This window comes from Iodobacter sp. CM08 (genome assembly GCF_033446605.1).
Classification (GTDB): Bacteria; Pseudomonadota; Gammaproteobacteria; order Burkholderiales; family Chitinibacteraceae; genus Iodobacter.
The window spans coordinates 1-24,127 of record NZ_JAWQUO010000048.1; the positions used below are offsets into that span (position 1 = coordinate 1).

Annotated in this window: 16 protein-coding genes; 4 read left to right on the top strand and 12 right to left on the bottom strand. The window is 46.0% G+C overall.

Annotation, left to right across the window (positions count from 1 at the left end; genetic code table 11):
• Positions 1-188 precede the first annotated feature (188 nt).
• A complete protein-coding gene (locus tag R6242_RS19700) occupies positions 189-449 on the bottom strand; it encodes a hypothetical protein (RefSeq protein WP_318430174.1) in 261 nt (86 codons plus the stop codon).
• 247 nt (positions 450-696) lie between these two features.
• Here R6242_RS19700 and R6242_RS19705 point away from each other — a divergent pair, with 247 nt between their 5' ends.
• Positions 697-3,267 (top strand): [protein-PII] uridylyltransferase, encoded by a 2,571-nt coding sequence (locus R6242_RS19705; protein WP_318430176.1) that lies wholly within the window; start codon positions 697-699, stop codon positions 3,265-3,267.
• Between the two features lie 211 nt (positions 3,268-3,478).
• Here the strand turns inward: R6242_RS19705 and R6242_RS19710 are convergent, their stop codons facing one another.
• The 6 genes from R6242_RS19710 to R6242_RS19735 all read right to left on the bottom strand — a co-directional run bounded on the left by R6242_RS19710 (position 3,479) and on the right by R6242_RS19735 (position 12,694).
• Positions 3,479-6,898, bottom strand: a complete 3,420-nt coding sequence (locus R6242_RS19710) for a PAS domain-containing hybrid sensor histidine kinase/response regulator (protein WP_318430178.1) — start codon at positions 6,896-6,898, stop codon at positions 3,479-3,481.
• A gap of 1 nt (position 6,899) precedes the next feature.
• Positions 6,900-7,745 carry a phosphate/phosphite/phosphonate ABC transporter substrate-binding protein gene (locus R6242_RS19715; RefSeq protein ID WP_318430180.1) on the bottom strand — a complete coding sequence of 282 codons (846 nt, stop codon included), beginning with the start codon at positions 7,743-7,745 and terminating at the stop codon, positions 6,900-6,902.
• 309 nt (positions 7,746-8,054) lie between these two features.
• A complete protein-coding gene (locus tag R6242_RS19720) occupies positions 8,055-8,801 on the bottom strand; it encodes a LytTR family DNA-binding domain-containing protein (RefSeq protein ID WP_318430182.1) in 747 nt (248 codons plus the stop codon).
• A 398-nt stretch (positions 8,802-9,199) separates the two neighbouring features.
• Positions 9,200-10,366 (bottom strand): sensor histidine kinase, encoded by a 1,167-nt coding sequence (locus tag R6242_RS19725; protein ID WP_318430184.1) that lies wholly within the window; start codon positions 10,364-10,366, stop codon positions 9,200-9,202.
• Positions 10,367-10,596: 230 nt separating this feature from the next.
• Positions 10,597-10,836 (bottom strand): hypothetical protein, encoded by a 240-nt coding sequence (locus R6242_RS19730; protein WP_318430186.1) that lies wholly within the window; start codon positions 10,834-10,836, stop codon positions 10,597-10,599.
• Between the two features lie 481 nt (positions 10,837-11,317).
• On the bottom strand, positions 11,318-12,694 hold the full coding sequence (locus R6242_RS19735; RefSeq protein ID WP_318430188.1) for a transglycosylase SLT domain-containing protein: 1,377 nt from the start codon (positions 12,692-12,694) through the stop codon (positions 11,318-11,320).
• 435 nt (positions 12,695-13,129) lie between these two features.
• Between R6242_RS19735 and R6242_RS19740 the strand changes: the two genes are divergently transcribed.
• The gene (locus R6242_RS19740; protein ID WP_318430190.1) at positions 13,130-15,034 is read left to right on the top strand and encodes an ATP-binding cassette domain-containing protein; all 1,905 of its coding nucleotides are present in this window, start codon (positions 13,130-13,132) and stop codon (positions 15,032-15,034) included.
• A 227-nt stretch (positions 15,035-15,261) separates the two neighbouring features.
• On the top strand, positions 15,262-18,165 hold the full coding sequence (locus R6242_RS19745) for a PAS domain S-box protein (protein WP_318430192.1): 2,904 nt from the start codon (positions 15,262-15,264) through the stop codon (positions 18,163-18,165).
• On the opposite strand, the gene tssG is transcribed toward R6242_RS19745, so the two are convergent.
• Both tssG and tssF read right to left on the bottom strand, forming a co-directional pair.
• A complete protein-coding gene (gene tssG, locus R6242_RS19750) occupies positions 18,166-19,179 on the bottom strand; it encodes a type VI secretion system baseplate subunit TssG (protein WP_293932362.1) in 1,014 nt (337 codons plus the stop codon). It abuts the gene before it with no gap.
• Entirely contained in the window at positions 19,143-20,996 is a 1,854-nt protein-coding gene (tssF, locus tag R6242_RS19755; RefSeq protein ID WP_293932360.1) for a type VI secretion system baseplate subunit TssF, read from the bottom strand. The genes tssG and tssF overlap by 37 nt, the downstream gene beginning before the upstream one ends.
• A 216-nt stretch (positions 20,997-21,212) precedes the next feature.
• On the opposite strand from tssF, the gene tssA reads away from it, so the two are divergent.
• Entirely contained in the window at positions 21,213-22,298 is a 1,086-nt protein-coding gene (gene tssA, locus R6242_RS19760) for a type VI secretion system protein TssA (protein WP_318430195.1), read from the top strand.
• Positions 22,299-22,464: 166 nt separating this feature from the next.
• Here tssA and R6242_RS19765 read toward each other — a convergent pair whose 3' ends face one another.
• The 3 genes from R6242_RS19765 to R6242_RS19775 all read right to left on the bottom strand — a co-directional run bounded on the left by R6242_RS19765 (position 22,465) and on the right by R6242_RS19775 (position 24,119).
• Positions 22,465-22,896 (bottom strand): OmpA family protein, encoded by a 432-nt coding sequence (locus R6242_RS19765; RefSeq protein ID WP_293932356.1) that lies wholly within the window; start codon positions 22,894-22,896, stop codon positions 22,465-22,467.
• Between the two features lie 247 nt (positions 22,897-23,143).
• A complete protein-coding gene (locus R6242_RS19770; protein WP_318430199.1) occupies positions 23,144-23,572 on the bottom strand; it encodes a hypothetical protein in 429 nt (142 codons plus the stop codon).
• Positions 23,556-24,119 carry a lysozyme gene (locus R6242_RS19775; protein ID WP_318430201.1) on the bottom strand — a complete coding sequence of 188 codons (564 nt, stop codon included), beginning with the start codon at positions 24,117-24,119 and terminating at the stop codon, positions 23,556-23,558. The genes R6242_RS19770 and R6242_RS19775 overlap by 17 nt, the downstream gene beginning before the upstream one ends.
• Positions 24,120-24,127 lie beyond the last annotated feature (8 nt).

Consider the following 24,127-nt stretch of genomic DNA (forward strand, 5'->3'; position numbering starts at 1 on the left):
TTTACCGTTCAGGGCCATATTTGGCGGGGCTTGAGCCTTCATCATGCAGGTGCATAAAAATTAGTGGGTTAAGTGGGCAGGCGTGGCGGGGTCATGAGGGCGCGCGCTGGGGGCTGAGTGCAGGTTTCACCCAAAATGCATACAAAAAAGCCCGCTGTTGTGCGGGCTTGCTGTTTGCTTGGGTTTGTTTACGCCACTACGTAAGGTTTGAACCGAATCACCTCCACCCCCAGCCAGTCATTCAGCTCCTTCATCCGTTCCTGCAAGGGTTCAATCTCGTTATAGGCAAACACGGTCGCCGCCTTTTCTACGTCACCTAAGCCGCCGGTGTTGTTGGGGATGATGCCCATCAGTTGCGCCGGTACGCGGTGGGCGCTTAGCTGATCGTCCCTTGTTACGTTCTTGATATTCCAGAAGTCGTCCTTCGCCGCTACTTCTGAGATGGGCAAGCTGCATGCCGTCTTTCTTGCCGCTAGGCGCATACACCATCAGATTTTTAAAATTACCTAGGCCTTTGCTTTTTTGCAGGGCTTCGCGCAGGTCGTCAATATAGCTTTCATTCTGGGCAGCATCCGTCGCCACCTAATCCAGCGTTTTTGCTATACACGTGCTGTGCAGGTACTTATGCCCCATGCCCGCCCTCTTTCTCATATAAACTAGCAAAAAGCCTTACAACTTCTTAGACCGAGCCTAAATATGCGCCCTGTTAGTGCCATCCGAGCGTCTTATGCCGCTAATAAAATAGCCTTACACCAACAATTTGATACCCCTAGCGAGGCCTTACCTCTGCTGGGTGAGCTAACGCGGCTTACGGATCAAACCTTGAGCGAGCTTTGGGGCCGGCATCAGTTTATTGATGAGGTGCTTTTGGTGGCCGTTGGGGGCTATGGGCGCGGGGAGTTGTTTCCTTATTCGGATGTCGATCTGCTGATTTTATTGCCCGATTTGCCCTCGCCAGCGCTTTTAGAAAAACTCGAAGTTTTTGTGGGCGAGCTATGGGATATTGGCCTAGAAGTGGGGCATTCGGTGCGTACCACCGCCGATTGCATGCACGAGGCAGAAAAAGACATTACCGTGCAAACCACCATCCTAGAGGCGCGGCTCTTGGTGGGCGATGCCGAGCGCTTTAGCGAATTTTATGCCACGGTGCATCGCTATATCGATACCAAAGAATTCTTTGAAGCCAAGCTATTAGAGCAGCAGGCGCGCTATGGGCGCTTTCAAAATGCCACCTATAATTTAGAACCCAATATTAAAGAAGCGCCGGGCGGGCTGCGTGATTTGCATTTAATTGGTTGGATTGCCGCCAGCCAAGGCCTAGGGCGCGATTGGCATGCTTTAGCCACGCTAGATATGCTCACCACCGAGGAAATCAGCAAATTAGAAAATGCCGAAAGGGTATTGCGGGCCTATCGCATCCAATTGCATTGGCTAGCCAAACGCCGCGAAGATCGCATTCTGTTTGATTATCAACACGCATTGGCGAGCAGCTTTAAATTTGAGGATAGCGAAAAAGGCTCTATTCGCCTTAGGGCCAGTGAAGCTTTAATGGCCACTTATTATCGTGCAGCACGGATTATCAGCCAATTAGCTCCGCTATTAATTGCGGCATTGCGCGCGCGGATATTCTCGCAAATTGGCGTAGAGATTATTCCAATTAATACCCACTTTCAATTACGTGGCGAAGCGATTGAAATTACCTCGCCCGAGGTATTTGAGCGTGAACCTTCAACTATTTTAGAATTATTTTGGCAATTAGAAAGCATACGCGACGCCAAAGAAATCAGCCCCGCCACGCTGAGGGCGCTATGGCACGCCCGCTCACTGATTGATGATGAATTTCGTAGCAATCCCATCAATAAACAATTTTTTATTGATATCTTTAGGCAACCGCGTGGCTTAACGCGGGTATTACGCCGTATGAATCAATATGGGGTATTGGGCCGGTTTATTCCTGAGTTCGGGCAAATTGTGGGCCGTATGCAGCATGATTTATTTCATGTTTATACGGTGGATGAACACACCTTAATGGTATTACGCAATGTGCGGCGCTTTGCCGTGAATGCCTTTACCCATGAATACCCTTTATGCTCTAGATTATTAACCGAATTCGATAGGCCTGAGGTTTTATATCTAGCGGCGCTATTTCATGATATTGGCAAGGGCCGTGGTGGCGATCATTCCTTATTAGGCAAAGAGATTGCCGCCAAATGGTGCGCCAGCATGCCGCTTGCTAGCGAAGATAGCCAACTGATTACTTGGCTGGTTGAGCATCACCTCACGATGTCATCCGTCGCCCAAAAGCAAGATGTGTATGACCCTGAAACCATTCAAGCCTTTGCGGCGTGGGTGGGGGATCAACGTAAGCTCACGGCCATATATTTGCTTACCGTTGCCGATATTCGCGGCACCAGCCCCAAGGTGTGGAACGCATGGAAAGCCAAACTTTTAGAAGACTTATTTAAAGCCACCCAGCGGCTACTCAGCAGCCAAACTGCCCCAACCCGCTCTTGGCTAGAAGAGCGCCAAGATGAAGCGCTGCGCTTAATCCGCCTGCATGGCTTACGCCAAGATGCGCATGAGGAGTTCTGGAAAGTACTCGATACCGTGTATTTCTTACGCCACGATGCCAAAGAAATATCATGGCATACCCGTATGTTGTTTTCACGTGTTAGCACCACCAAGCCGATTGTGCGGGCTAGGCTTTCAGAATCGGGCGAAGGCCTGCAAGTGATGGTGTATAGCGTGGATAAAAATGATTTATTTGCGCAGATTTGCAGCTTTTTTGAACGCGCGGGTTATACCATTTTTGATGCGCATATTCACACCACACAAAATGGCTATGCGCTGGACAGTTTCTATATTTATATTCCTGATAATCGCGTTGATCATTACCGCGATTTAATCGGCTATATCGAGTTTGAGCTTAGCCAGCAATTAGAAAAATCATTGCCACTACCCTCAGTGCATAAAACGCGTATTTCACGGCAATTAAAGCATTTTCCTATTCAGCCCCATGTGATGATTAGGGCGGATGAGCGTGGCAAATACCATGTGCTATCGATTGCGGCTGGAGATAGAACCGGTTTGCTATCCACCATTGCCCGCGTGCTTGCCAATAAACATATTGAAATTCAATCCGCAAAAATCATGACGCTGGGCGAGCGGGCAGAAGATAATTTTTTGATTAGTGGTGAATTACTTAAAGATCAACACGCATCACGCGCTTTAGAGGCGGAGTTATTACAGGCGATTAATACTTATTAAGGATTAAAGTCATAAATTATTTCCTGATTATGTCTTACAAAAATCAGCATCGTCATTCCCGCGTTTGCGGCCTACCCTTGAATGCTTTAGTCAGGCGCGGGAGCTCCGCGATGCAACTGGATTCCCGGCCAAACACTCGGGGATGACGCTTTTTATCCAGATAAAAATGCATGCAAACTACTTACTCAATCCTTACCGCCTAGTGGATTTTTTAGCTAGCCAGTAACACGCTGTATTTTTTTAATAGGGCTTCGCATTGAATCACGCCTTCTGCATAATCGAAGGAGGCAATCGCGTTATTCAGCCCCATTAACTCGCCATTCATGGCTTTTATATGCGTGTTTTTTAAACGCGCATGCACATCAAAGGCCAGCATATCGGATTGATTCAATAGGCTATGCAGCTCTTGAATATCGGCAATTAAGCGCGGGATATCTAGCCTAGGCAAGGCAGCAATTGCTAATGGCACATCTTGCCCCAATGCCCGCATTGTAAGCTGCACAGCCGCCCGAAACCGCAGGGTTAAATCGCGCTTAGCAAAATCACTTTCATCTAATTTAAGTTCACCTTCCGCTTTTGATGCCATTGAAGCTAAATAGTTTGCCCCTACCGTGGCGGCCATCCCTTTAAGCGTATGCATTAAACGGGCTGCATCGGCCTGATTATTTACTTGCAATAACGTATCCAATTGATCTGGCATGGCCGTAATTTCGCCCAAAAAAGCAGCCAATATCCGTTCATATAAAACTTTATTGCCACCCAAGCGCTCTAGTGCCCCCTGTTGATCAATTGATGCAACTTCGGGCTGCTCAATAAGTGCCTCTTTCGGTAATTCCAGCGTTTTAGGGAATAAATTATCAAGGCAAGAGTGCCTAATATGGCTGTGTAAAATTTGAATCAGGTTTAATAAATCAAAAGGCTTACCAATATGATCATTCATTCCTGCCGCCAAACAAGCGCCTCGATCCGAAGCCATAGCATTGGCGGTCATGGCAATCACTGGCAAGCTGGCCATCCCTAAGCCATGCCGAATAATATGCGTTGCCATATAACCATCCATCACCGGCATTTGCACATCCATCAGCACGGCATCAAAGGGTTGAACCGCATTAATAATGGCATTCACCCCCAGTTGGCCATTGGCGGCCACCTCAACCAACGCCCCTTCCGCCGTCAATAACTCTTGTGCAACTTGCTGATTTAATAAATTATCTTCAACCACCAATAGCCTTATCCCCTCTAGGCGCAGTGGTTTTACACTCTCATTCCTTATCCCTGCACGTAAATTACTCAGCCCCGATTTAGCATCCGCTACTGCATCAAACAGCATGGATGCCGTAATCGGCTTAACTAGAAAACTATTCAATAGCGCCTGCTCCTTGGGGCTCCTTTGCGCGAGTAAATCTCTGCCATGTGTCGTCACCATAATGATAATTGGCGCATCGCTCATGGGGGCATGGGCGATGATCTCTCGGATACGCAAACACGTTTCCCAGCCATCCATTTCTGGCATTTGCCAATCAACAAACATCACTTGATAGCCAATTTTCCCCGTTCTTATGCGGGTTTCAACAAGGGAAATCGCCTGCTCCCCTCCCTCGGCCACATCCGCCTGCCAGCCCCAAGACTGAACCATTTCCAGCATGATCTCGCGTGCAGTTGCGTTATCATCCACCACCAAAACTTGCAGATTTTTAAGCGCATTGGCTCTAGAGTTCCCTCCCCCCACATCCCCAAGCAACTCATTTGTTGATGCTAGGGTTAGCGTAAAATAAAACGTACTACCCTGCTCAAGTTGGCTATCTAGTTTTAACTCGCCCCCCATCAATTCCACTAGGCGCTTACAAATCGATAAGCCCAGCCCTGTGCCACCAAACCGCCTAGTTGTGGATGCCTCCGCCTGCGCAAAGCCTTCAAAAATAGTGCGCTGATTTTCTGGCGCAATGCCAATCCCACTATCCTTAACGGCAATTTGCAAGGTGGTGGTGCTATCCGATTGGGCCAGTACTTTAATCTGAATCACCACCTCACCTTCAGCAGTAAATTTGATGGCATTGCCCGCTAAATTAATCAGCACTTGGCGTAGCCTTAACACATCACCAATCAAAGCTTTAGGGGTGGCGGGGTCGATATCAAATAACACCTCAATCGGCTTGGGCCCTATATTGGCCGATAAAATAACCGATAAATCCCGCATAAGCTGATCCAGCCTAAATGGCTGAGGATCGAGCTCCATTTTACCGGCTTCCATTTTGGAAAAATCCAAAATATCGTTCAGTAAACCCAATAATGATTGCGCGGCACTTTCTGTTTTACTGGTGTAATCCATTTGCTGAGCGCTTAGCTCGGTATTTTGTAGCAATTTAAGCATGCCCAAGATGGCATTCATAGGGGTGCGAATTTCATGGCTCATATTGGCCAAAAACTGGCTTTTAGCTAGCGTTGCAGCTTCTGCCGTGGCTTTGGCTTCTTGCAAAGACAATTCATAATTTTTAATGGCAGTAATATCTGTGCGAATAGCAATATATTGCTCTGGCTTACCATCGGGCCCCGATAAGGGAACAATGGTTGAATCAACCCAATAATACTCACCATTTTTACTCAGGTTTTTAATTTCCCCATGCCACACTTTTCCGTTACTGATGTCTTGCCAAAGCGCAGTAAAAAATGCAATTGGATGAAATCCAGAGTTTAATATTCTATGGCTTTGCCCTAGTAATTCCTCACGGCTATAGCCACTAATTTTACAAAGCAGATCATTCACATAGCTAATATTTCCGCTTAAATCAGACACACTCACAATAGCGTGCTGATCCAATGCAAACTGTTTATTCTTTAAGTGCGTGCTTTGGGAAAACAAACGTGCAGAGACTAAATTCAATGCTTTATTAAGTGCCGCAATCTCCACAATATTTGTTGATTCCTGAATTTTTTCACCCTGCATATGGTCCAAATCTGCCGCAAACTGTGTAGCCGCTTGTAAAGCACGCAGTGGTGGCCGCAGTAATAAACTCAACAAATACAGCGTGATTCCAATCGCCAACACAATAATCGCTAAAGCTTGCATCCAAATGGCAAATGCGGCCTGTTTTAAGCTATGGATGTGATAGCTCACCCTTACCCAACCAATGGTTGAGCCTGCAATAATAGGCTGCCATGCCGACATCGTATCAACCCTCCCCAAGCCATTAAGCAATTGCTTAGAGTCTTGCAAAGTAGATGCTTTAGCCTCGCTAGGTATCGCTAGTTTATCTGCACTAAATCGCGGCAATACGCGGCCATCTTGCTTAATTACTTCGCTCAGTATCTTGCCTTTTTCGTCCAATACTTGTACCGATAGCACGTCGGGGCTTGCTGCGGTTTGCATTGAAATTGCTTCAATGCTCACCCAATCCCCCACCAGCAAAAACTGCGTATCCACCACCGCCAAGTTTTGCGCGAGTGAGGACATATGCTGGGTAATGGTTTCTCTTAGCAAAGCGGTTTGTTTTTGCGCCGTATACGCACCGGAGCCAAGAATAGAAACCACCAAGCACACTGTAGTCAGCAGCATAATTTGGCGCACTAAGCTAGGTGGCAAGCTCTGATAAAAAGCTCGCTGCAAATGAGTAACCCACGGCGGCTTAATCATGCTATCTACTCTCAGTAACAAAATATTTTTGCAGCTTTAATGCTTCCAAAGGCTGATAATCTTTGGCGTAGTTAGCCAGCACCGGATTAGGGAAGCGAATTTCTTTAAGGAGTGCGCGTCCTGCCTCATCCTTACTTAAATCTAAAAAAGCCTGCTTTATCGCATCTCGCACCGCAGCGCTTACCCGTGGGTGGACAACCAAAGGGTGCGATGCCACTTCAGGCGTTTTATAAATAATCTGTAACTGCTCGCGCAGCTCTGGTAGCTCATCATTAAAAGCCGAGCTAACACTGCCTGCCGCCGCAACTTCATTTCTAGCCAAATGCCTAAACACATTAGAATGTGTACTCAAATAACGTGTGCTAAATCGAATGCCAATTTGCTCCGCTAATAGCGCACGCATATATAGTGAAGCCGCAAATGCATTCGCTGCAGGAAACGCAATAGTTTGCTCATTTAAATCGTGAGCGGTTTTAAATGGGCTATCGCGGCGAGTCAATAAAATACCAAATATAGGCGTGCTATCCCTCAGTATCGGCATATAGCCTTGAGCGGATTTACTCATCACCACATGGTAAGGATTGACGTAAGCAAAATCAGCCGAGCCTTTTTTTAACTCCTCTTCAAACAAAGAGAAGGTGCTGACTAATTTAAGCTCTAGCACAATGCCCGTCTCGCGCGAAATACGCTGTAAAACGGGTGTCCACTCCTGGTGTAACTGGCTAGGATTAAACTGGGGAACCACCGTAAACGTATATTTGAACGGAGTAGCTGCAAACGTGCTTGCTGCGGCAAACAATAGCCCAACATAAAGAACCCATATCTGCCCCTGCAAAAGCTTACGCATTTCTTCTCCAAATAAGCATAAAGCTTAGTAGAAGAATAGTGCCTAATTTATATTTTTGTCAGACTGTGCGGGATATTTTTAATAAGCGGATTATGCCTCATACTCATTTTTTGTTATTTATCTGAGATGAACAACGCGAAGAAATATAACCTGTAGGGGTACTGCTTGCTGCGCCTTTGCTAAACAGGGCGCAGTAAACAGCTGCCCAGTGTGTTGGCCTACATGCAATACATGGTTTTATTTGAGCAAGAGGCATAATCAGGCTTAATAATGTATCGCTGCAGAGTAGGCAATCAGCCCGCTTGATGATCACATCTGTTTAAACAAGTGTGTAAAACTGCGGCTCACTTCTAGTTTTTCATCTAAACCACTTACTTTCACCAATAAGCGCCCACGCAAATCTTTAACTACACCTTCAATCGCTTTGCTATTAACCAAAGTTGCGCGGTGAATTTGCCAGAATAAATCTGGATTTAATTCTTCTAGCAAATCACGTACTGGTTTTCTAATTAAGGCCTCATAGTTTTTTGTTTGCACCCGTGTATATTTTTCATCTGATTGAAAAAACAATACATCATCCACGGGAATCAAACGTAGCTCTTGGCCAATAGATGCCTGTATCCACTGTAAATAAACAGGCTTTTGTGTTACTTGTTTCGCAATTTTAGCTATTAAGTCTTGCATATCATTGGGTGGATTAACTAAGCGTTTTTTTAATCGCTCCACGGTTAAAGCAAGGCGTTCTACATCCGCAGGCTTTAATACATAATCAATTGCGCCATGCTCAAAGGCTTCCACCGCATATTGGTCATAAGCCGTAACAAAAACCACATGCGTTGATTGTGAAATAGCCTGAGCCGCTTCCAAGCCTGTGGTACCCGGCATACGAATATCTAAAAAAGCAAAATCAGGATTATGCTCAAAAGTAAGGCTAATCGCCTCTTCACCATTTTTAGCTTCCGCAATAATTTCTAATTCTGGCCAAACCTGCGCCAAACGTAGCTTTAATTGATCGCGCATTAAACGTTCATCGTCCGCAATCAGCGCAGTGGGCATAGCACAACTCCTCAAAAAACGTAGCTTGGCCTTGAGCGAAACAAAACCCAACCATCCACTAAAGAATGTTGGGCTTTGCATACTCCGCATCAAGCTCCATATTACATTGAAGGGAACCTCGAAAAACCCATTTTTCGCCATAATACTACGTTGCGTATTAAAAAAATCCCCTTACATATCAAACATATGCAGCGTCTATTTTTTAATACGCGCCTTGTCTTATTTAGAAATATAGGTTTCTCGTGGCCCCCTTAATTATATTTTTTATGCAGCGAAATAGAGTAAGTACTTGTGCAAAAGTTTTATGGCAAGGCGTCGAAGCCGCAGGCAGTACAGTTAGTACGACAAGGCAAGACAACGATGCAAGAAAACTTTTTCCTATCTACTTAGGTGATCTATTAAACCGCAGCCAAAGTATAAGGCACTTCAATCGTAATACAAACACCACTTGGTTTGTTTTCAGTAATTAAAAATTGACTCTGCCCTTTATAAAGCAAAGCTAATCGTTCGCGCACATTTTGCAAACCTAAACCGGTGCCACTACTTTTTGCCATACCAAAGCCCAAACCATTGTCTATTACCGTAATACGCAGTTTTTGATGCGCTACTTCTGCGTTAACAATTAATAATCCACCTTCAGTTTTTGGCTCTAAGCCATGCTTAATTGCGTTTTCAACTAATGTTTGCAAAATCATCGGTGGAAAGGCTGCCGAGCGTAGGCCTTCAGATATATTAATCTTAAAATCTAAGCGCTCTTCCATCCGCATTTTTAATAACACCAAATACGCCGTTACCATATCGGCTTCTCGGCCTAGATTATTACTCGCAGCGTGCTCCCTAATTTGCGGTAAAACCTGGCGTAAGTACTTAATCAAGCTGCTTTGCATTGCTGCGGCGCGGGGAGGATCCGTTTCAATTAAATACTCAACTGATGCTAGGGTATTAAACAAAAAATGGGGCTCAATTTGCGCCTGCATCATTTGTATTTTAGCTTCAGCCACCTGCCTTAATAACGACTCTCTTTCTGCTTCTTTTTGAGATTCACGAGCTAAAGCTTCTGCACGCTTTTTACCCCCCATTAATACTTTAATCCCCAACAGCATTAATACAAACACAGCCACAATATCATTGACTTCTATATGGGCATGAGAAACTTTAGGCGCAGGGGCGACGACTACATCGCCCATTTCATCAAAAAGATTAAATACATCTAAAACATCAGTCAGATCATTGGCAAGCCGTAGTTTCTTTTGCTCGGATACATCACTTAATTCCTCTAGCTTTAATACTTTTTCTTTAATTTCTCCTCTAATCTGCTCTTTTTTTTCTTCACTGATTTTTAGCACGATATGCGGTTGTGGAGGCGGGCTAGCCCGATCTTCAATATCTACAAGTAACTTAAGCCCATCTCCTAATGCCCCACCTAAAACCAACAGAAAAATCACCAAAAAAATAAACTTACCCCAGCTTAGCTGAATCACCCAAACCGCTAGCCGATCAAAAATGACTTTAAACTCCTCAAAGACACTTTTGAGTTGATTTTTTATGTTTTGAATATCTGCCATCAACAATCCCTTTCCTAATTACTTCTTTTGCTCAATTTCACTAGAGAACATCATCACCTTCGCTTGCAAAAACTTTACCTGCCCAGCAAAAGACATGCGCCCTAGGTCTTGAATAATTTAAATACTGCATACTGCACTTTCGCTAATTAATATAAGAACATCGCACATGCAAGAGACTGAATCAGTTTATATTGAGTAGGCTAACAAACGTTATGCCTGATATCAATTCATTACGCACTATATGGCGTAATTAGGTTTATTTTTTTTACCGACGTTAATGACTGCCCCATAAGCGCAGGCTTTCTTTTAGCCACCACTTCTATTCTTGGTAACTTAATAATTTGTGGCTGGCGCTTAGCAATCACTTCTATTCTAGGCAGTTTAATAATCTGCGTATCATTAGCCGAGGTTTGTGCAAAAACAGGCGATGAAAAAGCAATCACAGCAGCGATAAGGATAAAGGCTTTCATGACATTCTCTAAGCGGGTTAAGATAATGTCACTGTAGCCAAATCAATAACAGGCTTAAATAGTGCTGCGATCAAGCGCTTAATACAGGGATTAAACTGCAGAAAACCCCGACTAGAATGCAGACGAATAGGTAAAATACATTCAATAATCCCTACACCGACTGACTGCTAATTACACATCCCCCCAAATACATCGCCCACAAATGCCGCATCGATATTAACTTTTGTTTTATTCAAACAATAACAAGCCAAATCAATTACTTACAAGTAACGCCACCACACGACCAACTCTATTGATTTAGCAAGCAGGAAAGACAAAGGCGGTTTACCTTGCCCATCCTACAAGTGCTTAACTCAACAGAATTGACTACACCGCGCTGACCAAACAAAAGTAAATCAAACCACGAATATAGGTATTTCATTGGTTTTTTCGAGTATTTAGTGTTTTTCGTGGACTAAAAACAGGTGCTGCGTAGCTTCACTCACTTAGCATCGCTGGCTGCCACCGCCCCCTGTTTTTTACGCGCTTTTTCAGCGGCCTGATAAGCGATGTAATAACGGCTTACCGTAGACACATAATCAACCATGCCTTTGCTAACCGATTTAAGCGCTACCTTTTCTACATTACCCAGCCAGCGATTTCTATCCAAACCTTGCGCGGCGGCTTGGTTGCGTAATTGTTGTACTCGGCCCTCACCCGCGTTATAGGCCGCAATCATAAAATACAACTGATCTTCGTCACTGATGCCAGGATTCTGAAAAAAGTCGCGTAAATGACCTAAGTATCGCGCCGCAGCCGTTACATTGCCCTCTGCATCATGCGGATTTTTAACGCCCATACTACGAGCCGTAGCGGGGTTGATTTGCATCACGCCCGTTGGGCCTTTTTTACGCACCACCGAATTTAAACCGGATTCTTTCTGCCCAATCGCCGCCAGCAGCAGCCAATCTAGATTATTTGCGGCCGCCACAATTTGAAAAACAGGGGCAAAAAAGGCCAATTTATCTAAGGAACTAAGCTTCTCAGTGGTCTGCACTTTACCGTCGGCCACCAAATAACGCCGCGTAGCCTTGACCGCCCGATCAAGCAGCCCTGCTTTATCTACAAAGCGATTCAAAGTAGAGAGCAAAGCATTATCATCTTTGCGTACTGCCCAAGCCACCGGCACGCGTTCTTCTACACAGTTGGCCGATGCTTTGAGTTTAGGCAGGGTTTTATCCCATAAATCAACAACAAAACGGCTTGCCAGAGTGGTCTTATCTGCGCCTTTATTGATTTCAGAAAGGAGCATTTCGCTACTCACCCCTGGCGCTGCGTTTTCCACCTCAAATTCTGCATGGCCCGTTTTACGTCTTGATTCGTTAAAATCTGCCATTAAGCGCTGCGCATAGCTGGCAGATGGCAAGATGAGGCTGGCGGTTTCCTCTGCACCTACGGTGCACCAACGATCTTGTAAATAGGGCGTTGAAAAAGCCACTAACTGCTTGGCCCCTTCTGTAACAGGCATTAACCCCGCAGCAATATCGCCCCGCCCAGCCCGCAGAGCGGGAATAAGCTCACCTGCATCCACTGGAATAAACTGCAAACGCAGCGGCGGCTGGCCTTTGGCCCGCCCCTGATTTAGAAACTTTTCAAACTCGGTGAGCATGCTGTACTCCACACCGTATTGGCGACCATTCTGAATAAAGAAGGTCGATGGCCCTAGCGCCACCAATACCCGCAGCCGCTCTGGCGGGTTACTTGGATCAAAGTTTTCCCCAGCTGCGGCCAGTTGCGTTGGCTTACTTAAGGCAGGGTGCGTACTTTTTACACTCGCCACAGGCTTAGCCCATAGCGGCGAGGCCTGCAGTAAGCTCATCAACAAGCAACAGCGTATCAAGCGTCTTATCATTCGCGGTATCCGAGTTGGGCGTATCAGCGTTATTAGACAAATTAAGCACCGGCAAGCTTGCTTACGCGCTCAACACAAAGAGCGCTAGCATGATTGTTACTACACTTACAGGTATCGGCCATGCCCGTCTAGCCGTATAATCGCATCTTTAGTTACTTGGCAAATCAGTACTCGCCATCTTTTGAGTGACAAACTATTTCACAGACCATTAAAAACTGAGCGAAACCCCCGAAACAAGGTAAAGAATGGCAAAAACCGCAGTTTACCGTGCGTAAATATGGATGACTGCCCGCTTTACACCTTATTCGTGCTTTGCAATTGTTTTCACCGGTCTGATAAATCCAGCGTGCAATATCTGCCGTATATATTAAGTAGCAAGCCTAAACGCTAACAAGGTACCAAATGCCATTACTCATTGTAGAAAACGCCCATCTCGCCTACGGCCACGTCCCTCTTTTGGATGGTGCCAGTTTTAATCTTGACCCTGGCGAGCGCGTTGGCCTCATTGGCCGTAATGGTGCAGGTAAATCATCCTTACTCAAAACCGTTGCTGGTGTAAATAAGCTAGACGACGGGATTATCCGTATCGAAAACGGCGCAAAAATGGCTTTTGTTTCGCAAGAGCCAGTGTTTGATATGGAACAAACCGTCTATGAAGCCGTTGCAGAAGGGCTGGGTACTGTACGCCAGGTCTTAGTGGATTACCACGCTGCCTTACTGACACTCGATGACACCGAAGAAAGCTTGACTCGCCTGATGGATTTACAGCATGAGCTGGAATCGCAAGACGGCTGGAGACTCGACTCCTTAATCGCATCGATTATGTCGCACTTAGATTTACCTGCAGACACAAAAATTGGTGCTTTATCTGGCGGTTGGAAGAAACGCGTGGCTTTAGCCCGTGCTTTGGTTTCAGAACCACAGTTATTATTACTGGATGAGCCAACCAATCACTTGGATGTCAGCGCCATTGAATGGCTTGAAGAACTACTGAAAAACTTTGCTGGTAGCGTGTTGTTTATTACCCACGATCGTCGCTTTTTGGATAATATTTCCACCCGCATTATTGAATTAGATCGCGGCAACCTGACCAGCTTTCCAGGCAATTTCAAAGCTTATGAAATTAAAAAGCAAGAGCTGATCGAGCAAGAAGAATTTACCAATAAAAAGTTCGATAAAGCCTTAGCTCAAGAAGAAGTATGGATTCGCCAAGGCGTGAAGGCCCGCCGCACCCGCAATGAAGGCCGTGTTCGCCGCCTAGAAGCGCTGCGCATTGAACGTGGCGAGCGCCGTGAGCGCGTTGGCAATGTCAGCTTTAAAGTGGACGCTGGCGATAAATCAGGCAAATTAGTTGCCGAGCTAGAAAACGTCACCAAGGGCTATAACGGCCGCACCTTGGTCAACAATTACAGCACACGCTTGATCCGTGGCGATCGTATCGGCTTGGTTGGCCCAAATGGCGCGGGTAAAACCACGCTGCTTAAAATGATTTTGGGTGAATTGCAGCCCGATAGCGGTGTCGTTAACCTAGGCACTAATTTGCAAGTGGCCTACTTCGATCAATTCCGTGAGCAGCTCGACGAAAACGCCACCGTGATTGATACCATCAGCCAAGGTAACGATTTCATTGAAATTGGTAATCAGCGTAAACACGTGATTGGCTACTTAGAAGAATTCTTGTTTGCACCGGCGCGTGCACGTAGCCCTGTCAGCTCGCTATCTGGTGGCGAGCGTAATCGCTTGCTGCTAGCACGTTTGTTTACTCGCCCAGCCAATGTTTTGGTCTTAGATGAGCCAACTAACGATTTGGATATCGACACCCTCGAGCTATTAGAAGAATTACTGTCTAATTACTCTGGCACGGTATTCTTGGTTAGCCATGACCGTGAATTCCTTGATAACGTGGTGACCCAAGTAATTGCGTTTGAAGGTGATGGCGTCTTAGTTGAAAACGCCGGTGGTTATGCCGACTGGATGGAAGCCAAAGCACGCATGGCCAGCCTTGCACCAGTAGTGGTAACTAACAGCCCGAAAAAATCGGCGAACTCAGCGCCACCCGCCACAAAATCTGCAGAGCCCGCTAAAAAGAAACTATCGTTTAACGATGCACGTCTTTTAGAGCAATTACCGCTGCAAATTAGTGCGCTTGAAGCCGAAAAAACCGACATCCAAGCGCAATTACTCGACGCCAGCATTTATCGTAATGGCCCTAAGCTGGCCCATCAAATGCAACTACGTATCGAAGAATTAGATGGTTTGATTCTAGAAAAAATGAACCGCTGGGAAGAGTTAGACGCGAAGTCTTAAAACCTAAGCGTATCGCCACGGCGGTACGCCTTAGGGAGCCCAACCACTTTTATTTCTTAAATAAGACAAGGCGCGCTTGAAATAGTCGACTTTATCTATGTTGAATAGACTTTTTCAAGCGCAGCAGCATGACCAAAGATAGTTTTTTGCAAAGCTCACTTTAGTTGGCGCTAAGCCCTCAATGACTTAATCTAATAAACAGCCCTTGCCGACGACTTGCTAAAGCTATGAACTGGATTCCCTCGCGATTACTTCGCACTGACGGCTCTACCTCCTCGCTTAGCCTGCTACGTGGCGGGCTTATTCTGCTTTACACCGTACTCACCATCGTTACGCTACTGGCCTTGGTGTGGATGTCGGTTAGGGATTATCAAGAAACCATCAAAGAAGCAGAACGCGGTAGCTTGTCCTTGGCACGCTCCTTAGACGAGCACGCCACCCGCACCATGGTTTCTGTTGAACAATCCATGCAAAACATCGTGGAAAACCTCAACCAATTTGGTGGTGCAGACCGCGCCGACGAGCTGCAAATGCACTTGGTTTTACAAGACAAGGTAAAACTCACCCCGCAAGTTCGCGGCATTATCACGATTGATAGTAAAGGGCTCATTCAAAGCCATGGCTTAGAATACCCAGCCCGTCGCATAAACTTAGCCGACCGTAGTTATTTTCAGTATCACCAGCAGTTTAAAGACACCCGCCCGATGATTGGCAACCCCGTACTCAGCCGTAGCGATGGCAAGTGGCTGATTCCGGTTACCCAGCGTATCCAAAAACCAGATGGGCAATTTGGCGGCGTAGTTTTAGCAGGGGTAGAGCCCCAGTATTTTATTCAGTTTTATAAATCTCTTAAATTACCTGCCGGTAGCCATGTGCACTTGCTGCGTAGCGACGGCATTATTTTACTTAGCTATCCCTTTGATGAAACACAAATTGGCCGCAATTTACGTGAAACAGACCCGCTATTGTTTGAGCAACGCCGCCTACAAGGCTCTAGCGTTTATCCAAGCAGCGACGACAATATCAAGCAGCTCACTGCATTTCACACCAGCCAAAGCACCTTGCCACTGATTATTTTAATCTCTACCGATCGCAGCATCTTATTAAATCGATTTAATAATGATTTAATTACTCGCTCTATTGCGGGCTTAAGCTTTATGCTGATTATTTCTTGCCTGCTCTATTTGCTATTACAGCAATTACGCCGCATAGAAAGCATTGAAGCAAGGCTTCACCTTACCCAATTTACCGTTGATGAAGCGCCCGATATTATTGTTTGGGCCGATTTTTCTGGCCAAATTTGCTACGCCAACCGCGCCACATCGATCAGCACTGGCTATCAAACCGAAGAGCTATTAAAACTACGCTTCTTTGATATCTTTCCGCAAATTAAGCACGCAGAATGGCAAGGATTTTGGCAAACACTTAAGCAAGCAAAACGCTTGCTTTACACCACGCATCAAATCAATCAAAAAGATATGCAATTGCCGGTTGAAATTACCTTTAGCCATATCACCTTTCAGGATGCCGCCTATCTATGCGCCACGGTACGAGATATTACCGAGCAACAAAATAGTGAACATGAATTACGCCGCCACCGAGATCATTTACAAGATTTAGTTGATGAGCGCACCACAGAGATTCGCAGCGTATTAGATGCCAGCCCCTTGGCTATTATGCTTTCTATTAAAAATACAATTCGCTTAGTCAATCCCGCTTTTGAAACCTTATTTGGTTATAGCGGCAGCGAAATCACCGATATGCCAACCGATACGCTACATGCGTCGGCCCAACAATTTAGCTCTTACAATCACCCTATTCGTGAAGCCATTAAAAACAAGGGCATATTCAGAGGGGAAATGGAGTTATTTCGTCACGATGGCTCTAGCTTTTGGGCCATGGTCTACGCTAAAGAGCTGATTGCAGGGGATATGAGCAAGGGGCTTATTTGTGTTATTGAAGACGTCAGCGCCGCCCGCATTGCCGCGCATGCGCTTAAGCAATCAGAGCGCCTTAAGCGCACCATTATTGAAGGCACAGCAGATGGCTTTATCCTTATTGATAATAAAAACCGAATTGTGGATATTAACCAAGCATTTTGCCAGCAGCTCGGATTAAAACGCGAAAGCCTCATTGGCCAACAACCCGATCAGCTCTGGCCAGATAATGCCGATGCCATTTTCCCAAAGAATTTGGCTATTCATAATGGCAGCAGCAATCACGTTGGTGAAGTGACTCTACGCTCGAGAGATGGCAAAAACCGGCCATTTTTAATTAATTCCGCCTGTATTATCGATGAAAATCAACAATTAGAATACGCCTTTGCTTTTTTAACTAATATTTCTAAGCTAAAAGAAGTTGAGCATAATTTATTAGAGGCTAAAGAAGCGGCAGAAGCGGCCAACATGGCAAAGTCTATATTTCTTGCCAATATGTCGCACGAATTACGCACACCAATGCACGCTATTTTGTCTTTCTCTGAAATAGGTCAATCCAAAGTAGGAACAGCCGGTAGCGCCAATTTAATTCGTTATTTTGAACGTATTCATTCTAGCGGCAATCGCCTACTGATTTTACTTAATGATCTACTCGATATGTCGCGGCTTGAAGCTAATAAAATGCGCTATAGCAAAACGCGTTATGACATTAAAAGCATCACTAAAAGCGCCTCTGCTGAATTGGTAACACTACTATCCAGCAAGCAACTGCATTTGCATTTAGATTCTGAAGGCCCGCCTTTTATTCTCTTTTTTGATAAGGCACGAATTACACAAGTTATCATTAATTTACTTTCTAATGCGATTAAATTTAGCCCTGCTGGCCAAGATATTGATATCCATTTTATTGAAGTTGGCCAATTAAAAAATGGTGATCAAGCAATGGGCTTAAGTGTGCGCGATCACGGCCCTGGCATTCCTGAGGACGAACTGGATTTGGTCTTCGATAAGTTTATCCAAAGCAGCCGTTTGCACGGGCCTGCCAGCGGCACAGGCCTTGGCCTTGCCATCAGCCGACAGATTATTGAAGGGCATGGGGGGGAAATATTTGCTCAGAACCATCCAGATGGAGGCGCTATTTTAAGTATTTTGCTGCCGCTGGAACAGCCCCCCACCGCAGAAGGGGGCCCATAACTATTTCACCAGACAATACGCCATGTCTTCCGGATGATGCTCTGGGCTGCCTAGCCAACAGCTGCCTCCCAAACGCAGCGAGCCTGCAAGTGAAGCTTCGGGCACATCCTGCTTATCCAGAATCAGCGTCACATCACAGGCCAGCCCGTGGCCCAGCGCAAATTTCAGCAGCTCTCTTAAAGAATTAGCCGCCTCACCGTCAGGCTGCAAAGCCGAAAACTGCGGCAAGCGTAATGGCCCTAGCCGCAGATTAAGCTTAGTTTGCCTATCCCAGATCCGATCACCAGCAAAGGCCGACAAACCCAGCTCACAACTGCTACCGCCAAGCTGGCTTTGTTCTGATTCAGGCAAATTCATCCACTGCCCAGCAAACTGCACTAGCTCAGCCCTAAAACCAAAAAAGCCTTCGATCAAGGTGGTTAATGCTTGTCCAGACATCGGCTTTTGGCTTAAGAGCCCCGCATAATAAACAAACAGGTTTTCATTTTGTAGCGCGCCCTTGCCCATCTGCGCACGCAAAGCACTCAGCCCCATCCCACCCAAATCGAGTAGATTACGGCTAAAGCCATCTTGCTCACCACTTTCTGCCTGCAGCCAGAAGCGATATTTTTTCCACGCGCCATAAAATAAAGAAATAGCACGATGGCTAAAAATATCTAAAAAAGCATGCAGGGTAGGGTCACGAAACTGCTGGCGACGCTCAATCAGTAGCTCGGTGTAACTATTAGGTAGCACACCACTCGGGCCAGTCAGCCCCATAAAAGCGACTTCTAACTCATTGATTTCGCCATCTTCTGTCTGCACAGCACTATAACGAGTCAGCTCACTGGCAGGGAAAGCCAGATTGGCCAAAGTACGGAACCGCAAACCGGCGGGCAAAGGGCCGCGTCGGTCGCCACGCTTTCTGGCAGCCAAGCTCAGCAGCCTTACAGTCTGGAAAAAACCATACCCCGTAGGATTAGCTAACAACTCTTGGTCTAAATGACGAGGGCTTCCCCGGCGCGTGCTGGCCATGCGGCAATCTCCTCATGTTTAGTTTTAACGCGTAAGCGGGTAAAGCTATTTGGCGAGCAATAGAGTGCGAAAAATCGCTCTAATACGCTGGCAAACAAATAAATACTGCCACCTACATAATATTCTTCATCCAAAGTTAGGGTGATTTCGGTACCGCGAACAAAACCGGCAAAATCACGCCCTAACACTCTTGTCACCGCTGGGGCGCTACTGATGGCAGCAATCCCCTGAATTTGCCGAGTATTCACTGGCGAATCAGATTGATTGTATAAGACCAGCATTTCCTGCAGCGCCGAGCGGCCAGATTCAATCAGGGAGAGATAATTAAGCGATAGGTGCGAGACCAGCCGCCACTGCAGACCGCGCTTTTGCGGCGGGCGCAAACTATTGCTTGGTTTACGCAGTAGTTTTACCCGCTTCACCACCGAGTGGCCTGGCAAAGTAAAATCGGTATGCTGGCCAGACTGGCTGCCACCAAAAGGAATCATTTCGGGCAGATCACGGTTGCTGCACAAAAGCTCAAGACTCAACACTTCTGCCCCTGGGCGAACTGGGTTGAAATCCAAATCAACCAAATGCAGTTCTAAATCGGTCCCTTTATCTTCTTGGCGCGGTGATGCTTCACGGCTGGCATGCCAGTAAAACTTTGGGCCTTCCTTGCTCACACCATGGCGAATCGCGTAAAACGGCAGTACTTCTTCGCTACTCTCTTGGCTGCCGGTTTTTTCCACCCTGACCACCCGCCGCAGCTGCATCACTTCAAATGCCTGCTGCTTACGTGCATCGGCCATGATTGGGTAACTGGTTTTCTGGTGCGTCACGCGTATCGGCTCACCCGCTTGCACAAACAGATTTACAATCGGCGTGCAGCCCAGCTTAAAGTGCGACGCCTGCAGATGATGCAGCAGACGTGCATGGCGCTCGGTATCTGGCCAGCGCTGCAATAAGCACTGCACCACCAACTTGCTACCCTGTATTTTTAAAGCCACATCCTGCAGCTGCTGAATATCAACAAACAAAAACTTATCTGGGCAGCTGAAATACTCAGTCAGTAGACGATAGCCAAGGAAAGATCGTTCGTCGTACTCCAGCACGCCTTCGTCGCGGCCAAAGCCCACCGGCGAAATGGCCGAGGCAGGCAGCGAGCGCGTTCGGGCTGGATCGTCACTGCCATCCCCCACCCGTAGGCGCATAGTTCCTGAAAGTAGTAGCTCATACACAAGGTGCATCAGTGCAGGCTCGCCATCCAAAAACAGGCGCAGCGACTGTAAATTGATCCCGCTAATCGGTAAATTGCCGTGGGTATTAAACTCTAGCGTGAGTACCGCTGCGGCATCGGGGGCAATACGGCGCAAATTGGCCGAGCTGCTGGTTAACTCCAGCTTGGCTTCAGATAACGCCAGCGGGTATAAATCCACCGGATAGCAGCTACGAAACTTGCACGTCACCCCACCAATAGCAGGCGCATGCACAGGCTGACCACGATCAATCACATAACGCTTGGCAATTTCTGGGCGCTGCGGATCGCACTCAAACTGCACAATGCTCGACGAAGGAATGGGCCGCAAATAATGCGGATAAAGCACATCCAGAAAGCTAGCAGCAATCTCTGGGTATTCATCATCCAATTTTTTGTGGATGCGCGAAGCAAGAAAAGCAAATGATTCGATCAGGCGCTCGGTATGCGGGTCTTCGCACTGATCCCCTTCCAGCTGCAGGCGTCCTGCAATTTTTGGATAGCGACGGGCGAATTCACCTGACAATTCACGCAGCAAACTCAGCTCACGTTCGTAGTACGGCAGTAATGAATCTAGCATGCGGACACTGTTTTTCCAGAGTGAGTAGATATGGCAGAAGGACAATTCACGTAAAAAAATACGTCATTGGTCTGCATAAAAGCAGACATTATCGGCCAATACTGAGTAAGATTGAAAGAAATTATTATCCTTACTCCTATATAAATATTACTACCTATACAAGTATAGAGATCTTTACCCCGTACACGGACTTCTGACGAGAGCTTTTGAAACACTATGACTATTCACGAACAACTGACCGCTTTACTGGCACCTATTTCTGCAGATCTACCTGCCGGTGAGGACTTAGGCTATTCAACCCTTTTTGATCAAATTCGCGAAGCACGCCGAGCAGATGATCCCGGCCTTTCTCAAGGTGACTGGGCCCAGCAGCTAAAAACCGCCGACTGGAGCAAAGTCATTCAGCTGTGTAAACAAGGCATCAGTCAGCAAAGTAAAGACCTGCAGCTGGCTGTTTGGTACGGTGAAGCGCTGGTTAAAACCACTGGTTTTAATGGCGCGCAGCTCGCCCTGCTACTGCTTGATGGCCTGCTCGAACAATACTGGGAAACCGGCTACCCAGAGTATGACCCACACGATCTTGATGAGCGAGTGGGCAAGCTTGAGTGGTTTAACAACCAGATCGGCATGGCGCTGCGCGAAGTACCGCTGACCGACCCTCGGCATGGCGGCTATAACTGGCAACAATGGCAAGAATCCCGCGAAGTTGAAAATATCGGGCTAAAAGACTCCCAAGCAAGAGAAGCCGCTATTGCAGAAGGCAAACTAGCAGGCGAAACATTTGATAAAAGCGTCAATGCCAGCGGAGCCGGCTGGTTTAAGCAACTACATCAACAGTTAGAGCACACCCAGCAAATTTATCAGGCACTCGACGCCCGTATTGAAGCGCGTTTTGGCCATGCCTCACCTAATTTTGCCGAATGCCGTAATGCACTGAATGCCTGCCTTGAAGTTGTTGGCCGTTTACGCCAGCAATGGGGCGAGCCATCAGCCCCTGCCATCCATACCGAGCATGCCGCTATGCCAGCCAGCACACCAAACCGAGCCCATACCAGTACTCCGGCAGTCTCGACCACGGCGGTTAGGCAAGGCCCGCTACAAAGCCGTGAGGATGCCGTTCGCCAGCTAGTGGAAGTTGCGCGTTATTTCCGCCAGAACGAGCCACATAGCCCCGTCGCCTTGCTTGCGGAACGTGCCGCTAAGTGGGCCGAAATGAGTCTAGAAGAATGGCTGGGTGCGGTTATTAAGGATGATGCAACACTCGGGCAACTCAATGAATTGCTGGATATTAAACGCGACTGATTCTGCCGTATTTAATCTGTGCTAGGCGGCCATGCAATCTGGCCGCCTACTGAATCGATCAACGGTTTATTCCAACTAGATAGATTGCTAAACAAACAAGGCGGCAGGATGCACAGCAAGTACCGCCAGCCGCCAAGTAAAATCTAGTTTCTAAATGGAATTAAAATCAATTACCAATTTCAAGCTCGACGCCATGCTCAGCATCGTCGGTGTTATAGCGCAGGCTCATTTTCTGATCCGCTATACCCAAGCCCGCTAAAAATCTCTCAACATTCACTGCACGTGCTAAAGCCGAATCCTTCGCATTACCAATATCCCTTTTATTACAAAAGCCACGCACAATAATTGACTTAGCCTCTTTCAACTGCGGCATTAAGCTAGTCAGTGTTTCTTCTTGTTGTGGGGTTAACTTTGCCGCCATTTTGTCAAACTGCAGCAGATAAGGCTTACCCAGTGCAATCGTTGCAGTTACGGGCTGCTTTATCCACGATGTTGCGGAGGCATTCACCGCAGGGGCCACCGAATCTGTAGCACATCCGCTTATTACACCCACAGCAAGTAAAACTGACGCACTTAACAATAAACCTGAATATTTCATCGATAAAATCCTTTTTTTAATGCAACAAAGCTGCCCTATAGCAATCTAGTACTGCTCGTCGATAAACCTGCACACACTAAGCTACAGATTTTAAGTACCGCATGGCCCCAGTAACAAGCTAGCCACCTGATAAAAGTAAGCAAAATACTTCTCTGCTATTTTACCGCAGTTAAAGCACGGACACTTAGCTGAAAACAACCACAAAATAATTGATTTTCTAAGTCTAAGAGCTGCATAATTTCAGTCATTAATTAGATTGCTTATACTCATCTAATATTGACTGTAGGTTACTTGTTAATATTTTTGCTTGTGTATATATGCACTCATAATATATTACATCCATATATTTATGCTCTGACATACCATCCTTACCCTCCAACTCCCAATTATTAGCCGCCATTTTTTTTATATTACAATAATCAACAACATTAGATTTATTGTTAGCAATATTTTTTTTTATTTTCAACAAAATATTACTTTTTTTAGGTATGGTATTTATAATATCTTTAATTATTAATTCGTTTTTATTATTTACTTCTTTTGTTAAATCATTATAACAAGATATATCTGACATCCCTCCGCCTAAATGTTCTAAGCAGTTCATGTTTGTAGTTGCATTTGCAGCACCTAAAACCATCGTTGTCAATAATATCATATATTTAATGGCTCGCATCATATTCCCCACTCTCGAACAAATCAGCTTGAGATGCCCGTCTCTTTTTATTGCCGCCACCTGTTCGATATGTTTTTATAAAAGCCGGTATTTTTGTGTAATCACCCTTATTAACTTTTTTTGCAATTTTAGTAAATCCATTACCTGTCCCAGCATTAAAAGCAAGATCAACAAGAGTGTCATACTCGTATTGATGTAGCGGTACTTTTATTTTTGCATTAACGGCTCTTTCAACGATTGCTAAATCTTGTTTTAGAAAATCTTTCGCTCTTTGTAAAGTTATTGTATCGCCAAGTACTAAGTGGTCTTGAGGGACAATTAAATGCCCGCACCCAACAGTAGGCAATCCTCTTGAGTCTAGGTAAACATCAAGAATCATTCCTTCTACAACAGGGTGACTTTTAAATGTTCCATTAAGAACCCCACTTTCCCATTCACCTATAAATGCTAACACTCTGTCAGATGCTACCCATGTCGTCCATAAGCGCTCTGTTTGTCCTTCAACTACTGAATTTGGTGTTGTATTGGTTGTTGCGGTAGCAATAGGCATAAATTTTC

What these genes read in the sequence shown, in the direction of transcription:
- R6242_RS19705 (WP_318430176.1), top strand. Translation starts at nt 697, where the DNA reads ATGCGCCCTGTTAGTGCCATCCGAGCGTCTTATGCCGCTAATAAAATA.
- R6242_RS19710 (WP_318430178.1), bottom strand. Translation starts at nt 6,898, where the DNA reads ATGATTAAGCCGCCGTGGGTTACTCATTTGCAGCGAGCTTTTTATCAG.
- R6242_RS19715 (WP_318430180.1), bottom strand. Translation starts at nt 7,745, where the DNA reads ATGCGTAAGCTTTTGCAGGGGCAGATATGGGTTCTTTATGTTGGGCTA.
- R6242_RS19720 (WP_318430182.1), bottom strand. Translation starts at nt 8,801, where the DNA reads ATGCCCACTGCGCTGATTGCGGACGATGAACGTTTAATGCGCGATCAA.
- R6242_RS19725 (WP_318430184.1), bottom strand. Translation starts at nt 10,366, where the DNA reads ATGGCAGATATTCAAAACATAAAAAATCAACTCAAAAGTGTCTTTGAG.
- R6242_RS19730 (WP_318430186.1), bottom strand. Translation starts at nt 10,836, where the DNA reads ATGAAAGCCTTTATCCTTATCGCTGCTGTGATTGCTTTTTCATCGCCT.
- R6242_RS19735 (WP_318430188.1), bottom strand. Translation starts at nt 12,694, where the DNA reads ATGAGCTTACTGCAGGCCTCGCCGCTATGGGCTAAGCCTGTGGCGAGT.
- R6242_RS19740 (WP_318430190.1), top strand. Translation starts at nt 13,130, where the DNA reads ATGCCATTACTCATTGTAGAAAACGCCCATCTCGCCTACGGCCACGTC.
- R6242_RS19745 (WP_318430192.1), top strand. Translation starts at nt 15,262, where the DNA reads ATGAACTGGATTCCCTCGCGATTACTTCGCACTGACGGCTCTACCTCC.
- tssG (WP_293932362.1), bottom strand. Translation starts at nt 19,179, where the DNA reads ATGGCCAGCACGCGCCGGGGAAGCCCTCGTCATTTAGACCAAGAGTTG.
- tssF (WP_293932360.1), bottom strand. Translation starts at nt 20,996, where the DNA reads ATGCTAGATTCATTACTGCCGTACTACGAACGTGAGCTGAGTTTGCTG.
- tssA (WP_318430195.1), top strand. Translation starts at nt 21,213, where the DNA reads ATGACTATTCACGAACAACTGACCGCTTTACTGGCACCTATTTCTGCA.
- R6242_RS19765 (WP_293932356.1), bottom strand. Translation starts at nt 22,896, where the DNA reads ATGAAATATTCAGGTTTATTGTTAAGTGCGTCAGTTTTACTTGCTGTG.
- R6242_RS19770 (WP_318430199.1), bottom strand. Translation starts at nt 23,572, where the DNA reads ATGATGCGAGCCATTAAATATATGATATTATTGACAACGATGGTTTTA.
- R6242_RS19775 (WP_318430201.1), bottom strand. Translation starts at nt 24,119, where the DNA reads ATGCCTATTGCTACCGCAACAACCAATACAACACCAAATTCAGTAGTT.